Annotated in this window: 16 protein-coding genes; 8 read left to right on the top strand and 8 right to left on the bottom strand. The window is 66.5% G+C overall.

Annotated features, from left to right (window positions below):
• Positions 1–64 precede the first annotated feature (64 nt).
• Together ACWEO2_RS01310 and ACWEO2_RS01305 are read left to right on the top strand one after the other, a co-directional pair.
• Positions 65–1,327: a precorrin-3B synthase gene (locus tag ACWEO2_RS01310; protein ID WP_452403496.1), complete on the top strand. Its 1,263-nt coding sequence runs from the start codon at positions 65–67 to the stop codon at positions 1,325–1,327.
• Positions 1,328–1,672: 345 nt separating this feature from the next.
• Positions 1,673–2,224, top strand: a complete 552-nt coding sequence (locus ACWEO2_RS01305) for a hypothetical protein (RefSeq protein ID WP_354961839.1) — start codon at positions 1,673–1,675, stop codon at positions 2,222–2,224.
• A 142-nt stretch (positions 2,225–2,366) separates the two neighbouring features.
• Here ACWEO2_RS01305 and ddaH read toward each other — a convergent pair whose 3' ends face one another.
• Positions 2,367–3,239, bottom strand: coding sequence for a dimethylargininase (ddaH, locus tag ACWEO2_RS01300; RefSeq protein ID WP_452403495.1), 873 nt, complete (start codon positions 3,237–3,239; stop codon positions 2,367–2,369).
• Between the two features lie 137 nt (positions 3,240–3,376).
• Between ddaH and ACWEO2_RS01295 the strand changes: the two genes are divergently transcribed.
• The 4 genes from ACWEO2_RS01295 (at position 3,377) to ACWEO2_RS01280 (ending at position 7,029) form a co-directional block, all read left to right on the top strand.
• Positions 3,377–3,814 (top strand): Lrp/AsnC family transcriptional regulator, encoded by a 438-nt coding sequence (locus tag ACWEO2_RS01295; RefSeq protein WP_452403494.1) that lies wholly within the window; start codon positions 3,377–3,379, stop codon positions 3,812–3,814.
• A 107-nt stretch (positions 3,815–3,921) separates the two neighbouring features.
• Positions 3,922–4,548 carry a precorrin-8X methylmutase gene (locus ACWEO2_RS01290; protein ID WP_452403493.1) on the top strand — a complete coding sequence of 209 codons (627 nt, stop codon included), beginning with the start codon at positions 3,922–3,924 and terminating at the stop codon, positions 4,546–4,548.
• Positions 4,545–6,362: a precorrin-3B C(17)-methyltransferase gene (cobJ, locus tag ACWEO2_RS01285; protein WP_452403492.1), complete on the top strand. Its 1,818-nt coding sequence runs from the start codon at positions 4,545–4,547 to the stop codon at positions 6,360–6,362. The genes ACWEO2_RS01290 and cobJ overlap by 4 nt, the downstream gene beginning before the upstream one ends.
• 112 nt (positions 6,363–6,474) lie before the next feature.
• Positions 6,475–7,029, top strand: a complete 555-nt coding sequence (locus ACWEO2_RS01280; RefSeq protein WP_452403491.1) for a dihydrofolate reductase family protein — start codon at positions 6,475–6,477, stop codon at positions 7,027–7,029.
• A gap of 353 nt (positions 7,030–7,382) precedes the next feature.
• On the opposite strand, the gene ACWEO2_RS01275 is transcribed toward ACWEO2_RS01280, so the two are convergent.
• Positions 7,383–8,609 (bottom strand): MFS transporter, encoded by a 1,227-nt coding sequence (locus tag ACWEO2_RS01275; protein WP_452403490.1) that lies wholly within the window; start codon positions 8,607–8,609, stop codon positions 7,383–7,385.
• Positions 8,609–9,250 (bottom strand): GntR family transcriptional regulator, encoded by a 642-nt coding sequence (locus tag ACWEO2_RS01270; protein WP_452403489.1) that lies wholly within the window; start codon positions 9,248–9,250, stop codon positions 8,609–8,611. Before ACWEO2_RS01270 ends, ACWEO2_RS01275 begins: the two co-directional genes overlap by 1 nt.
• A 100-nt stretch (positions 9,251–9,350) precedes the next feature.
• On the opposite strand from ACWEO2_RS01270, the gene ACWEO2_RS01265 reads away from it, so the two are divergent.
• Positions 9,351–9,881, top strand: coding sequence for a PadR family transcriptional regulator (locus ACWEO2_RS01265; protein WP_452403488.1), 531 nt, complete (start codon positions 9,351–9,353; stop codon positions 9,879–9,881).
• A 166-nt stretch (positions 9,882–10,047) separates the two neighbouring features.
• On the opposite strand, the gene ACWEO2_RS01260 is transcribed toward ACWEO2_RS01265, so the two are convergent.
• The 4 genes from ACWEO2_RS01260 to ACWEO2_RS01245 all read right to left on the bottom strand — a co-directional run bounded on the left by ACWEO2_RS01260 (position 10,048) and on the right by ACWEO2_RS01245 (position 13,492).
• Positions 10,048–10,797, bottom strand: coding sequence for a cobalt-precorrin-6A reductase (locus ACWEO2_RS01260; RefSeq protein WP_452403699.1), 750 nt, complete (start codon positions 10,795–10,797; stop codon positions 10,048–10,050).
• Positions 10,794–11,384 (bottom strand): hypothetical protein, encoded by a 591-nt coding sequence (locus tag ACWEO2_RS01255; protein ID WP_354961946.1) that lies wholly within the window; start codon positions 11,382–11,384, stop codon positions 10,794–10,796. Before ACWEO2_RS01255 ends, ACWEO2_RS01260 begins: the two co-directional genes overlap by 4 nt.
• Positions 11,385–11,483: 99 nt before the next feature.
• Complete coding sequence (gene cbiE / locus ACWEO2_RS01250) at positions 11,484–12,740, bottom strand: precorrin-6y C5,15-methyltransferase (decarboxylating) subunit CbiE (RefSeq protein ID WP_452403487.1); 1,257 nt, start codon at positions 12,738–12,740, stop codon at positions 11,484–11,486.
• Positions 12,737–13,492 carry an SDR family NAD(P)-dependent oxidoreductase gene (locus ACWEO2_RS01245; RefSeq protein WP_452403486.1) on the bottom strand — a complete coding sequence of 252 codons (756 nt, stop codon included), beginning with the start codon at positions 13,490–13,492 and terminating at the stop codon, positions 12,737–12,739. Before ACWEO2_RS01245 ends, cbiE begins: the two co-directional genes overlap by 4 nt.
• Before the next feature lie 359 nt (positions 13,493–13,851).
• On the opposite strand from ACWEO2_RS01245, the gene ACWEO2_RS01240 reads away from it, so the two are divergent.
• Positions 13,852–14,262, top strand: a complete 411-nt coding sequence (locus ACWEO2_RS01240; RefSeq protein ID WP_452403485.1) for a PPOX class F420-dependent oxidoreductase — start codon at positions 13,852–13,854, stop codon at positions 14,260–14,262.
• Positions 14,263–14,281: 19 nt separating this feature from the next.
• Here ACWEO2_RS01240 and ACWEO2_RS01235 read toward each other — a convergent pair whose 3' ends face one another.
• Complete coding sequence (locus ACWEO2_RS01235; RefSeq protein ID WP_452403484.1) at positions 14,282–15,409, bottom strand: M24 family metallopeptidase; 1,128 nt, start codon at positions 15,407–15,409, stop codon at positions 14,282–14,284.

Here is a 15,409-nt window from a genome sequence, read left to right as displayed (position 1 = left end):
TGGCGCCGTCGCATTCGCCGCCCGATGAGTCCGGTGTCGCCTGGTCACTTAGGCTGGATGGGTCATGACGCGTACGAATCCCGATTCCTGCCCCGGCGTGCTCCGGCTGCATCAGGCAGCCGATGGGCCACTGGCTCGGATTCGGCTGCCCGGTGGGCGGCTGGAGCCTGGACAATTGCAGGTGTTGGCCCAGGCGGCCGAACTCGGCGATGGAAATATCGAGCTGACCTCACGGGGCAATGTGCAGTTGCGGCAGATGCATGATGCGGCGGCGCTGAGCGAGCGATTGGCGGGTGCCGGGCTGCTGCCGAGTCGGACCCATGAGCGGGTGCGCAATATCGTCGCCTCGCCGCTTTCGGGCCGGATCGGTGGACTGTCGGATGTGCACGGGCTCGTTCCGGTGCTCGACACGGGTTTGCAGGCCGCCGCGCAGCTGGCCGAACTGCCCGGCCGGGTGCTTTTCACCCTCGACGACGGTCGTGGCGATATCAGCGGACTGGCTGGCGATATCGGCGTACACGCCACTGGCGCAGACGAATTCGCGCTGGTGCTGGCCGGTCGCGATACCGGCATTCGCATCTCCCCGGCCGATGCGGTGCCGGTGATGCTGGCCGCCGCACACGGCTTTCTCGACCTCGGCTCCGGCCAGTGGCGGTTGCACGAGGTGGATGACGGTGTGCGGCGAGTGATCGAGATACTCGGCCTGTCCCCCGGCCCCGACCGCCTGGAATTCGGTGCCGCCCAGGACCTTCCGATCGGCTGGCTCGGCCAGGACAACGGTCTGGTCAGCCTCGGCGCGGCCGTTCGCCTCGGTTCCCTGCCCGCCCGGACCGCCGAATTCATCGCCGCCATCGAACATCCCATCTTCATCACCCCGTGGCGCAGCCTGGTGATCACCGATCTGGAGGAATGGCCCGCCGAACAGGTCGTCCGTGTACTCGCCCCCATGGGCCTCATCTTCGATGCCAACTCCCCCTGGCTCCAGGTCAGCGCCTGCGCGGGCCGACCCGGCTGCGCAAAGTCCAATACCGACGTCCGCGCCGACGCAGCGGCCGCTGTCGAATCGGGCCGCGTGCTGTCTCCCACAGCCGCGAACCCGCCCGCCGGAGACACCGAGATCGGCGGCCACCCGCTCGACTCGACGGCCACCGACCTCGCGGACTCCGGTGCGGCGATAGATCCTGCTCGGACCATCGAAATCCGCAGCGCCGAGGATGTCACGGTGGCGGGCCGTCAGCACTGGTCCGGCTGCGAACGCCGCTGTGGCCGCCCCCGCGGACCGGTCACCGACGTCGTAGCCACCGAGAACGGCTACCGCATCGACTGAGGTGCGATCACCTGACCATGGGGCATCGCATCGATGCGTCGATAGCGTTCTCGGCTTCGAGCAGCCGTCCCCGAGGATGAGCGATAGGCGGGCCGTCCAGCACCCGACGCCATCCGGATCTCTGGCTCGCACCCCCTGCCCACCGCACCCGTGAACGCAGTGGCCAACTCACATGTTCCGATGACAATTGGATCGCGTCGCCCGTGTCAACGCGGTATGCCGACCGCGCCCTTCACAACTCCCGCGCCCATCCGGTCCAGCACCGATGCCACTCGGGTCGCTGGATCTCTGGCTCCGCCCGTGGCACGGTGAGCTCAGCGGCTGACTCACGGAGGGAGTATTCCGATGACGATTTGGCGGCTCAGTGATGAGGAGATCGACGCGATGTCCGCCGACGAGCGGCGAGCATTGATTCGGCGGCTGCAGTTGCCGCCGGAGCGGGTGCTGCCGCGGCCGGAGATCGTGCGGATCCATCGGCGAGTGCGGTTGACCTTGATGGTGGGCGGATCGATCGTATTGATCCCGTGGATCGCGTACCTCGCAGTGTCGCTGCCGCCCGACTATCAGGCCCACAACTGGCCGCTCACCTGGGTCGGATTCGACAGTCTGCTGGTCATCATGATGGCGATGACCGCCTACCTCGGCTGGCAGCGCAGGCAACTGCTGCTATTACCCGCATTCGGCACCGGCCTGCTACTGCTCGTCGATGCCTGGTTCGACATCACGACCGCGAACCCCCGCGACGTCTGGCTCTCCATCGCCATCGCCTGCGTCGGCGAAATCCCCCTCGCTATCCTGCAGATCACCGGCGCGCTCCTGCTGTTCAAGTTCGTCACCGAGGCCCACCCCTTGGCCGATCCCGAAGTCAGCGCCTGGCGCACCAAACTCCCGTTCTGACACCGCTTCGAGGCATGCAGCCGCTTGGACCGCCTCGAATGTTCCGGTCAGCCGAGCCGCCACCACTTGATGCGCAGCGCCGGTCCTCGAGCCCAGGAGCAATCGTGCGTCATTGCACGAAAGGCCCTTCGCGCTGAATATTTCAGGAAGCAACCGCGGTCGGCGCGCGGCGCGGATCATCATGGATCTCCAAGGTGCAGCACTTCACGCCACCGCCGGCCTTGAGCAGTTCCGACAGGTCCACACCGACCGGGTTGTAACCCTGTCCGCGCAACTCCGACGCCAGATTGTCGGCGCGGCTGCTGATGAAGACGTTCAGACCGTCGGAGACGCCATTCAGACCGAGGACCACCGCGTCGGCGTCGGTCGCGCGGATGGCGTCGGGAAACAGACCAGCGAGGATGACCTGGCTCTCGGCGCTGAACGCGGGCGGGAAGTAGGCGACATTGGTGTCATCGAGCACCATCAGCGCCGTATCCAGGTGGTAGAAGCGCGGATCGACGAGTTGGAGCGAAACGACCGGAAGGTCGAAGTAGTGCTCGACCTCGCGGTGCGCGGCAATCGAACTCCGGAATCCGGTCGCGGCCAGCATGCGGTCACCTACGAGCAAGAAGTCGCCCTCACCCTCGTTGACTTCCTGCGCACCGACCAACTCCGTCAGACCCCGCTGGGCGAACCAGCGGTGATACGCGGGACCTTCGGCAGCCCGCTCGGGATGGGTGAATCGCGCCGACATCGCCCGATCCCCCACGATCAGGCCGCTGTTCGCGGCGAAGACCATATCGGGCAGCCCCGGCTCACCCGGCACCACCTCGATGCGGTGACCGTACTGCTCGAAGGTCGCACGCAGCACCTCCCATTGCGATAGCGCGAGTGCGCGATCGACGGGTTCCTGTGGATTCATCCACGGATTGATCGAGTAGAAGACGTCGAAATGGTCCGGACGGCACATCACGAACTGCCGTTGGGTCGGCTGTCGTGCGGGCTCGATGCGGAGCGTGGTTACAGAGGTCAACGTGTCTCCCGGAGGTAGCGCGGATCGTTCCGCTGCCACGAAGGTAATTCGCCTACTATTGCGTCAGAAACAACGATTCATTGCGCATGATCGACCGAATTCAGCGAATCATTGTGCGACGAGAGAGCGAGTGTGGCATGGACGACATCGATCGGCGAATCCTCGCCCATCTGCTCAAGTCCGCGCGCGCCTCCTTCCAGGAGATCGGCGCGAGGGTCGGACTCTCAGCCCCCGCGGCCAAGCGCCGCGTAGACAAGATGGTCGCCAGCCGCCAGATCACCGGCTTCACCGCACTCGTCAACCCCGCCGCACTGGGCTGGACCACCGAGGCCTACGTCGAGGTCTACTACCGCGACAACATCACCCCCGCCGAACTCCGCCGCACCCTAGAACCCATCCCCCAGGTAATAGGCGTCTGGACCATCGCAGGCGAGGCAGACGCCCTGGTCCACGTAATGGCCACCGACATGGCCGAAATCGAATCCACAGTAGAACGAATCCGCGAAAACACCCGAGTAGGCCGCACCCGCTCCTCCATAGTCATGTCCCGAATCCTCGAACGCCCGAGAACCTGAGAATGCGCTCATGCAGGTACCGACTCGACGTTTACCTGCGTCAGCGCGTTCTCGCTGGATGTGCCCCGGGGGTTTGGGGGAGGTGGGGGGCTTTTAGGGTGGGGCGCATGGGTGGTTGGTACCTGAGTGATGGGGCCGAGATTTATCGGCGGTCGTTTGCGACGATTCGGGCGGAGGCGGATCTTGGTGGGTTTCCGCGGGATGTGGCGCAGGTGGTGGTGCGGATGATCCATGGGTGTGGGCAGGTGGATCTGGCGGGGGATGTGGCGTTTTCGAGTGGGGTGGTGGCGGCGGCGCGGAAGGCGTTGCGGGGTGGGGCTCCGATTCTTTGTGATGCGCAGATGGTTGCGTCTGGGGTGACGCGTAAGCGGCTGCCTGCTGAGAATGATGTGATCTGTATGCTTGCCGATCCGCGGGTGCCGGAATTGGCTGCGACGATGGGAAATACGCGCTCTGCGGCGGCGGTGGAGTTGTGGCGGGATCGGCTCGATGGCGCGGTGGTCGCGATCGGGAATGCGCCGACCGCGCTGTTCCATCTGCTCGACATGATCGATGCGGGGGCGCCGCGGCCTGCCGCGATCCTCGGGATTCCGGTCGGATTCATCGGGGCCGCGGAATCGAAGGACGCGCTGATCGAATTCGGCGGGGTCGAGTATCTGACCGTGCGTGGACGGCGTGGTGGCAGTGCCATTACCGCGTCGGCACTGAATGCGATTGCGAGCGAACAGGAATGAGCAGCGGGAAGTTGTGGGGTGTCGGGCTCGGCCCTGGCGATCCCGAGCTGGTGACGGTGAAGGCGGCGCGGGTGATCGCGGCGGCCGATGTCATCGCCTTCCATAGCGCGCGGCACGGTCGCAGCATCTCGCGCGCCATCGCCGCGCCCTATATGCGTGCGGACCAACTCGAGGAACACCTGGTCTACCCGGTGACCACCGAGACGACCGATCACCCCGGCGGCTATCAGGGGGCCATCGACGAGTTCTATGCACAAGCGGCCGAACGCCTTGCCGTACATCTGGCGGCGGGCCGGTCGGTCGCGCTGCTCGCCGCGGGCGATCCGCTCTTCTACAGCTCCTATATGCATATGCACCGCCGGTTGGCCGACCGGTTCGAGGCCGAGATCATCCCCGGCATCACCTCGGTGAGCGCAGCCTCGGCCGCCCTCGGCACACCGCTGGTCGAGGGCGAACAGGTACTGACCGTCCTGCCCGGCACCATGCCCACCGATGAACTCACCCGCCGCCTTCGCGATACCGACGCCGCCGCCATCATGAAGCTCGGCCGCACCTATCCCGCTGTGCGCCAGGCTCTCTCGGACTCCGGCCGCCTCGCCGACGCCTACTACATCGAGCGCGCGAGCAGCACTCGCGAACGCGTCCTCACCGCCGCCGAGGTCGACGATGCGGACGTACCCTATTTCGCCATCACCCTCGTCCCCGGCCCCCAGCCGACAACCCCACTGCGCCTTAAGAATTCAGGACGCGATCAGCGGCACACGACCGAAGCAGTGGACGCGTCCGGGCTCAGCGCGCCGGGCACCACCGCACTGACCATTCCCGCTCCAACGCATGCAGCCACGCCCGACCAACCCCTCATTGCCGAACCTCAGACGCCCACTACGGATGCATCGACGCCGTTGGCGCGCGCAGGCACCGTCACGAACACACCACGCGTGGTCTCGCACGATCGGTCCCGAGTCTCGGATGTCTATTCGGCGGCACACGTTTTCAGTCGGGAGGATGTCACCGATTCGGGATCCGGCGCAGCGGGCGGCGGCGTAACTGCCACCGACCCCGCCTCGGGGCTCGGCGAGGTCGTGGTGGTCGGGCTCGGTCCGGGGTCGCCCGAGTGGACCACGCCCGAGGTCGAACGCGCACTTGCCGAGGCAACCGATCTGGTCGGTTACACGACCTACATCAATCGGGTGCCGTCGCGTCCTGGGCAGCGCAGGCATGCCAGTGACAACCGGGTGGAATCCGAACGTGCCGCCATGGCATTGGATCTCGCGAAGCAGGGAGCCAAGGTCGTCGTCGTGTCCTCGGGTGATCCCGGGGTGTTCGCGATGGCGGCTGCGGTGCTGGAGGAATCCGCCGATCCGCAGTGGCGCGAGGTGCCGGTGCGGGTGTTGCCGGGACTTACCGCGGCCAATGCCGTCGCCAGTCGAGTCGGCGCGCCACTCGGTCACGACTACGCGATGATCTCGCTTTCGGATCGGCTCAAGCCGTGGGACGTCGTCGCGCGACGGCTTTCGGCGGTTGCCGAGGCGGATATGGCGATCGCGATCTACAACCCGGCCTCCAGCCAGCGCACCTGGCAGGTCGCCGCGATGCGTGACGTACTGCTCGAGCATCGCAAGCCCGACACCCCGGTGGTACTCGGCCGCGATGTCGGCGGGCCCACCGAATCCGTCCGCGTCGTGACTCTCGCCGAGCTGGATCCGGCCGAGGTCGATATGCGCACCCTGCTGATCATCGGAGCGTCCACCACCGCCGTCATCGAGTCCGAGCAGGGCACCCGGGTATACACCTCGCGCCGCTATCAGCGCTGATTCCGGTCCCGGAGTGAAACCGTAAACATTCCGAAAACGGTTTCGGCCAAGCTGAACGCACAAACAACAGCGGGCCGCACGGACCCGCGACAACCGGAAGGCAGTACCGCCCATGCGCAAGCTCAAGCTCCAGGTTCAGACCACCATCAACGGGTACATGTCCGGCCCGAACGGCGAGATGGACTGGATGACCTTCCCGTGGTCCGATGACTTCGCCGCCCGCGTCGCCGCCATCACCGCCGAATTCGACACCATCGTGCTCGGCCGCAAGCTTGCCGAGGGCTTCATCCCGCACTGGGCCGCCAAGCCGGAACACGAGCCCCAGGAGGCCATCGACAAGATGAACAACACACCCAAGGTCGTGATCTCCAACAGCCTGACCGAATCGCCGTGGGAGAACACCGTCGTCGCGGGCGGTGACCTCGCCGCGACCATCAATGGACTCAAGGCGCAGCCGGGTGGGGACATCATCGTCTACGGCGGTGGCACACTCGTCGCGAACCTGATCGCCGAGGACCTGATCGACGACCTGCACCTATTCGTCAACCCGACCGCGATCGCCGCTGGCCTGCCGGTCTTCCGCGGCACCACCCGGCTCGACCTCGTGTCCGCCACCGGATTCGAGTGCGGTGTGACCGAACTGCACTACCGGCCGAAGAGCGCCTGATCGCGCTCGCGGACTTGCCGAAGATGCCGATCAATACATTGATCGGCATCTTCCACGTTTGTGGCGGTCCTGCTGACTTCCCCGCGGCCTACCGCGTGACCCGCCTACTGGTCCACGACATCCCGCCACCGGGCTGAACCGCTCGACCACGCCGAACGGCTCGACATCAACCCCTTCGAGCGCGCGATATCGATCAACTGTGTGAGAACTTCAACCGCGCCAGTCCAGAATGCCGTGCCTCCACCGACCACGCCGAGCTGAACGACCACTCGGACACCAGACCAAACGACTACTCAGGACCCGCCAACCGCGCCGATCCGTTGGCCCAGCAAGTCCTACGGCAACCGGAGCTCTTATCGGGAGCGATAGTTCCGGGCCACGAGCGCCATGCATCCGGCCGCACCTACGGCGGCGACCGCGAACATCGTCGGATAGCCAACACCGAACGACTGGTGCAGGAACGCCAGCAGCGCGGGGACACCGAAGCCGAGATAGCTGCCGGAGTAGAAAACCGCGGTCAGCCCGGCCAAGTCGTCGGGGCGGGCGATGCGTTCGATCTCCTGTAGTCCGGCCACCAGCCCGATCCCATAGCCAGCGCCGAGCACGACGGCGGTGACAATCGTGAGCGGCATGGCCAATGTGGCGCAAGCCCATGCGGCCGTGCCCATTCCGCAGGCCACCAGTGCCAGCGCAACCACTGCGGCACGGGCAGTGCCGGGCCGATCGATCCGGCGGGCCGCCGATTGGATGGCGAAACCGCAGCCGAGGGTGACCACCGTGATGAACGCGGAGAACGCGATGGGAGCATCGTGCACCTGCGGCGCCATCAGTGTGGGCATGACCGCGTAAGCCGTTGCGGCAGAGGTGAACAGCCACAGCGCGACCGGCAATGCAACACAGCGGAATCGGCGATGCACGGCCGCCGGAATCTTCAGATCATCGATCAATCGACCCGAATTACGCTGCGACGATAACGTTTCCGGTGCCCGAGCCACCCAGGCCGCTGCGACCAGACACAGCACGGCATTGATCAGATACGCCAGCGTATTCGGCAGCGGAGCCCATTGCGCAAGCACACCCGCCACACCGGCACCGACGGCGAACCCGCCGGTCACGCTCATCGCCGAACGTCGCGCCCCGGTCCCGGCCGGCAGCTGTGGCCCGAACGGCTGCTGCGAAAGTTCCTTGAGCCAACTGCTTCCCACCGCCATTGCCGATCCGAGCGCGACCCCGCAGAGCACCCGTCCGGCCGACAGCAGCGGCACCGACGCGGATCCGAAGGCCAGCAGCAGCGAACCGGCCGCGGCGATCAGCGGTGCTGGGCGCATCAGCATGCGGCGGCCGTAGCGGTCCGAGAGGGGGCCGCCGATCAGCAGGGCGGGCACAATACCGAGCACATAGTCGAACAGCAGTAGATCCACCGTGGTGACCGGCAGTCCATTGCCCTTGTACATCACCAGCAGCGGTGTGAATTCGTTTCCGCCCCAGGCGATCGCGAACATCGCGGCCGCGACACCCCACCACTGTCTCGCGCCCCGGCCCTGCTCCGACCTGGCGTCGACGGCGAGGAGCGTTGCCATTACAGGCCTCGCATTTCGAGTTGGTGCACGCCGGACATATGGTCGACGAGCGCGGTGGCGAATCCGGCCACATCGCCGGTCTCGATCAGCTCGGCCAGGCGCGTGTGCTGCTCGATGATGCGGGCGGTATCGGTCGAACCGCGATGCAGCGCAGCGCTGTTCATGCGGCGCTGCCGTTCGCGCAGCGAGTCGTAGAACCCGGTGAGCAGTGGATTGCCCGCGGCGACCACATAGGTGCGGTGAAAGTCGGTGTCCGCGACGGCGAACCGCTCGAAGTCCGCGGCGGCGGCCAGCTCGCGCTGGCGATCCAGCGACGCGTGCAGTTCGGCGATCAGTGCCGCGCGATCTGCGGTAACCACCGCGCGGACCGCCGCAGTCTCCACGACGTAGCGGGCGTGTACGACGTGTTCGGCCTCGGCGGGCGGAATCGGCACCACCAGCGCACCGCGTTTGGGGTAGAGCTTCATCCATCCCTCGACCTCGAGTCGCAGAAATGCCTCCCGCACCGGGGTACGGGACATGCCGAGGTCAGTGGCGATCTCCCCCTCGCTGATCAGCTCACCACCCGGCAACGCGCCGGTCAGGATGCGTTCCTTGACCTCGCGATAGGCGAGTTCGGCGGATGAATACGTCTTAGACACAAGTTGCATCTTAGCGACGCGACATGGGAGCCGATGCAGTGCCCGGCGGCACACGTCGTATAACATTCCACTATGGAACGTTAAGGGAAGGAGCAGTCTGTTGGCGAATACCTCGACACAACGCAAATCGCTGAACTCCACGGCGGCGTCGCTGCTCGGATTTCTGCACGACGGTCCGATGTCGGGCTGGGATCTGGTGACCGAGGCCCAGGACCGGATCGGCGACTTCTGGACCATTACCCAAAGCCAGGTCTATCGAGAGCTGGCCACCATGGACGCGGCCGGACTCGTCGAAAAGGGTGCGATCGGCGCGCGCGACCGCACGCCGTATCAGATCACCGACGCGGGGCGCGAAGCGTTCCTCGAGTGGGTGGCTCGCGATCCGGGTGCGGAGACCATTCGTGTGCCGCTGCTACTGACCCTATCGTTCGGCAAGCACGTCGATCCCGATCACCTCGATCGAATCATCGCCGCCAACAGGGAGATTCACCAGCAACGTCTGGACCACTACCTCGCCGACGAGCACACCGGCATGTCCCCCTACCAACGTGCCACCCTCGAATTCGGCATCGGCTATGAGCGCACGGTGCTGGCCTGGTTCGACAAGCTGCCGGAACTCCTCGGCCGGTGAGCAGAGCCCCCGCAGGCTTCTACGGGACTGCACGCTGGAACCGATCCCCTGGACATGTCGCGACAACCACGGCGGCGCGGCCTCGGTGATCACCGCAACCGTCGCACTGTGCCGTCCACACAAGAACGGGAAGGACTCCGGCTTCACATCAAGCGGATCGAGTCGATTACGAACGACCGGATGCGATATCCCGCAACCATTTCCACGCCTCCGAGACCGTCTCGGCGACAATCGCCGCGGCTGGCAACTCGGGTCGGTCCACGACGACGACGGGAATGTCCGCCGAGCGAGCGGCGGCGAGTTTGGCGCCGGTCTGATCGCCGCCGCTGTCCTTGGTGACCAGCACATCGATCCGGTAGTGGATGAGCAGGCGCAACTCATCCGCGGGCGAGAAAGGCCCACGCGCGAGGAGTAATTCGTGTTGCGGCGGCAGCGCGCCGGCGGGCGGGTCGATAGCGCGAATCAGGAACCACCGGTCCGTCAGCCCCGCGAAGGCGGCGACGCCCTGGCGGCCGATTGTCAGGAAGACGCGCTCCCCCAGTCCGGAAACCGCCTGCGCGGCCGCGTCGAGGTCGGGCACCCGGTGCCACCGATCGCCGGACTGCTCGCGCCATCCGGGCCGCCGCACATGCAGTAGCGGCAGGCCGAGATCCGTTGCGGCACTGGCCGCATTCGTGCTGATCGTGCTCGCGAACGGATGTGTGGCATCGATGACGACCGCGATCTCGTTGGCCACCAACCACTTCCGTAAACCATCGACTCCGCCGAAGCCGCCGATCCGCACCGGCCCCTCCGGCAGCAGCGGATCACGAACACGACCGGCGAGCGAGGAAACGATCTCGAATCCTCGCTCGCCGGAAGCGATGTGGGCGAGTTCCCTGGCTTCCCCGGTACCGCCCAGAATCAGAGTTTTCAGGGTTGCCCGCTGAAGTAGGCGATGCCCGCGTTGATCAGGTTCGGGCCGCCCGCGATGAGCAGGCCGATGAGCGCGCCCACCGGCAGACCGATGCCGAAGAAGAAGAAACCGATAATGCCGCCGATGACCGCACCGAGCGACGCGCGCTGCAGTTCGCTGAAGAACCACTCCTGCGAGGAGATGGCCTCGGCGGAGGCCGTTGCCGCGGCAGCGGTCGGCTTGACATCGGGGGTCAGCGTCAGCTTCTGGGCCGACGGGTCGATGGTGGCGGCGATCGGGATCAGCTGGTCACCGACCTTCGCCTGCAGCGGGATCGAGGTGACGACCGCGCCCTCGGTGTTCTTCACCGTGACGTACTTCTGGTCGGCGTCGAGACTGAACGCACCGCCGGTGACGGCCGCGACGATCGACTTGTCGACCAACTGCACCGCGTAGTTCACGCCATGGTCCTCGCCCTGCACCGCGGGCGCGGCCTGGTTCTGCACGGCCGGAGCGGGTGCCGCCGGAGCGGCGCCGGACGTACCAGCCGCAATACCGGTGGCGGCAACGGCCATCATCGCGGTGGCGGCAAACTTCTTGTACTTCATATATCTCCCCAATAGGACACGGATCCGGCGATAACGTCCGGATCTCGGGCACCGACCCTACCGCCGGATGGAATCCGTTTCACCTACCAAGTGAGGTTTTCAGAGCGAGCCGCCTTTCACGACGACCCACTGAGTGACGGGCAGCTGCGGTCGCCAGGTCGTGAACCTGCCGAGGGCTTCGGCCCGGTAGATCTGAAACTTCCGCAGTTCACCGCCGTGCGCGGCGGACCAGTTCAGCAGCACCGCTTCGGATTCCGCGGTGACCGCATTCGCCACCAAGCGACCGCCCTGGCGTAGATGGGACCAGCATGTCTCGAGTACGCCATCTCGAGTGAGGCCGCCGCCGACAAAAATGGCATCAGGAGGCGCGGATTCGGTAGATTTTCCTACCTCGGTGAGCACCTCTGCGCGCACACCGACGTGCGGAACACCCAGGGCGGCGGCATTGTCGGCGATCTGCCGCCGCCTGTGTTCGAGTCGCTCGAAGGTGACTGCCCGACAGCTCGGATGGGTGCGGCACCATTCGATCGCGATACTGCCCGAACCTCCGCCGACATCCCAGAGCAATTCCCCGGGCGCGGGTGCCAGCGCGGCCAGCGTCAATGCTCTGACCTCGGACTTGGTGAGCTGACCATCGCCGCCGTATAGCTCGTCCGGTAGGCCGGGCACGCGGGTGGCCCGCGGGTATTTCGGATCGGCGACGCAGTCGATCGCGACGATATTGAGCGGATCACCCGCCGCAAGCTCCCACGTCGCCGCGCGATCGCGCACCACCCGTTCGCGCGGACCGCCCAACTGTTCGAGCACGGTCAGCGTCGATTCCCCGAAACCATTGCCCCGCAACAGTTCCGCGATCCGTCCGGGGGTGTGCTCGTCGGCACTCAACACCAGGACGCGCCGTCGATCCACCAACTCGGGCAATACCGTCTCCACCGACCGCCCGACCGCACTGACCACCGGCACCTCCGCCAACGCCCACCCCAGCCGCGCACAGGCCAGCGATGCGGATGACGCCTGCGGAAACACCCGCAGCCGCTGCGCCCCGAACAGCCGCGCCAATGTTACCCCGATGCCATAGAACATCGGATCCCCGCTTGCCAGCACGCACAGTTGCCGCCCGGCGTGGCCATCGAACAACGTGGGCAGCGCGGGCAGCAGAGGCGAAGGCCACTCCCGTGTGTCCGCAGCAATGGTCTCCGGCAGCAACTCCAACTGGCGCGCCGACCCGAATACCACCGCGGCTCCCGAGATCGCCTCCCGCGCAACCGATCCGAGCCCGGACCACCCATCGGCGCCGATCCCGACAACTGAGATCGGCGGTCCATCCCGGTCCGCGAGATTCTGTGCGCCGTTCACCGGGGCATCCGGCGCCAGACGGGTTGGGGCAGTAACCGGATCGCGAAGATGACCGGTCGCAGGATGCCGGGAACCCAGACGCGGCCTGCGCCGCGGCGCAGGCCGCGCACGACCGCGTCCGCCACTTGGTCGGGAGTACTCGACATCGGGGCAGGTTCCATGCCCTCGGTCATCCGGCCGATGACGAAACCACAGCGAAGCAGCAGCAGGTGAACACCGCTGCCGTGCAACGCATCCGCGAGACCGCTGGCGAAACCGTCGAGCCCCGCCTTCGCCGAACCATAGACGTAGTTGGCGCGCCGCACCCGCGCGCCAGCGAACGAACTGAAGACGACGATCTGTCCACTGCCCTGCGCGCGAAGCAGATTCGCGAGAATGGTGAGCACACTGATCTGCGCGACGTAATCGATGTGCACCACCGCGATCGCATGTGCCGGATCACGTTCGGCCCGTGCCTGATCACCGAGCACCCCGAATGCGACCACCGCAACGCCGATCCCGCCGTACTCCGCCGCGATCTTCTCCAATAGCGCCGGATGACTCACCGTATCGTCGGCATCGAACTCGACGGCATGCACCGCCCGCGCCCCTGCCGCCGCAATCGCCGCACTCTCCTCGACCAACTCCCCACTGCGCCGCGCCGCCAACACCACCACCCGCCCCGGTGCCAGCCGCCGCGCCACCTCGAGCCCGATCTCACTGCGCCCCCCGAGCACCACCACCGCCCCGTCGGCAATCCCACGCAATCCCATACCCCCAGTCTTTCACCCCACCCCCGCCCACCCCGACCGACCCACAGCCCTCAGTCCTAGGTCCAGCCCGCTCCGCCCACCCCCTCGCTGTTGCACCGCCCTCGCGGCACACCCGTCGTTGGCCCACGCCATCCTCGCGGCGCCACGCGCTCGGACCAAGCGCTGTCGCCCAAACGCAGCACCTTCGTTGCGAACCCGGCCGCAGCGACTCCTCCTGGGTCCATTCGCGCCCGAGGTCCGCGCCCCTCGTACGCCTAATGGGTGCGGAGCCCAACAAAGAGTGCGGCCGTTTGATCGGCGGCTTGCTCTGGCACGGCATTGGCTGTGGGCAGCGACTAGGGCACCGCTACTGTCGGGGGATGCCGATCAGCACTGCACAGTTGTCTCCTGCCGCGCTCGAGTTCGTTGCCGAGCGGCATCTTGCCACCTTGACCACGCTGCGCGCCGATGGGACGCCACATGTGGTGGCGGTGGGGTTCACCTGGGATGCGGAGGCGGGGATCGCGCGCGTGATCACCAATGACGGGTCGGTGAAGGTGCGCAATGTGCGGCGCTCCGGGTATGCGGCGGTGAGCCAGGTGGATGGGATCCGTTGGCTCACCCTGGAAGGACCGGCCACCGTGCTCGACGATCCGGCCAATGTCAGCGAGGCGGTCGACCGGTACGCGGGCCGGTATCGGGTGCCCCGCGAGAACCCGACCCGCGTCGTCATCGCCATTCAAGTCCAGCGCGTACTCTCCAGCAGCACCCTCGCGCACGCGCCAGCCTGAATCGACTCCTGCAGAACTCTCAGAGCACCGTCAACCCGTGCGGCCGCTGGTTCATCGACTCGCAGCCGTCTTCGGTGACCACCACGATGTCCTCGATGCGCGCACCCCAGTCGCCGCGGAAGTAGATGCCGGGTTCGATGCTGAAGGCCATACCGGGTTGCAGGGGCAGGGTGTTGCCTACCACGATGTAGGGCTCCTCGTGGACCGAGAGTCCGATGCCGTGGCCGGTGCGATGGACGAAGGCGGATCCGAGACCGGCCGCGGTCAACAGGTTTCGAGCGGCGGCGTCCACCGACTCCGCGGTGACGCCGGGACGAACGGCCGCAACGGCGGCGGCGTGGGCGCGTTCCAGTTCGGCAAATTGCGCGGCCACGGTGGGCTCGGGCTCGCCGAGGACGTAGGTGCGGGTCGAATCCGAGTAGTAGCCGGGTTCGACGGGGCCGCCGATATCGATGACGACCACATCACCGGATTCGATGCGCCGGTCGGAAACGCCGTGGTGCGGATCCGCGCCGTGCGGTCCACTGCCGACGATGACGAAGGCCGCCTCGGTATGCCCCTCCTCGACGATCGCGGCCGCGATATCGGCGCCGACCTCGGCCTCGGTGCGCCCGACCCGCAGGAATTCGCCCATCCGCGCGTGCACCCGGTCGATGGCCGCACCCGCGCGGCGCAATGCCTCGATCTCGGCCTGATCCTTGATCATTCGCAATTCCCGCAGCACCGGGGTGGCGGAAACCGGCAGGCCGCTGACGGATTCGGCCAGTGGCAGCAGATGCAGCGCGGGCATGACATCGGTGACCGCGACCCGGGATCCGACGTGCAGCGCCGACTTCACCAGCTGGTACGGATCGACGCCGTCGACCCAATCCAGCACCTGCAGACCGAGATCACCCGCGGCCGAACCCTCCAGCGAGGCCAACTCGAGCTTCGGGATGATCACCGCCGGAGTGGCGCCGTCGGCCGGGATCACCAGACAGGTCAGCCGCTCGAAGGATTCCGCCGCCGAGCCGATCAGATAACGCAGATCCGGGCCCGGCGTGATCAATAAGGCATCCAGATGGGCGGAGCGCATCAACTGCACCGCCCGCTCGAGTCGATCACCATAGACATCCGCCGCGAATCGGGATTCCGTGTGCGAGCTCAT

It is taken from the genome of Nocardia sp. NPDC004278, assembly GCF_053602975.1.
This window is presented reverse-complemented; position numbering and strand designations above follow the sequence as displayed.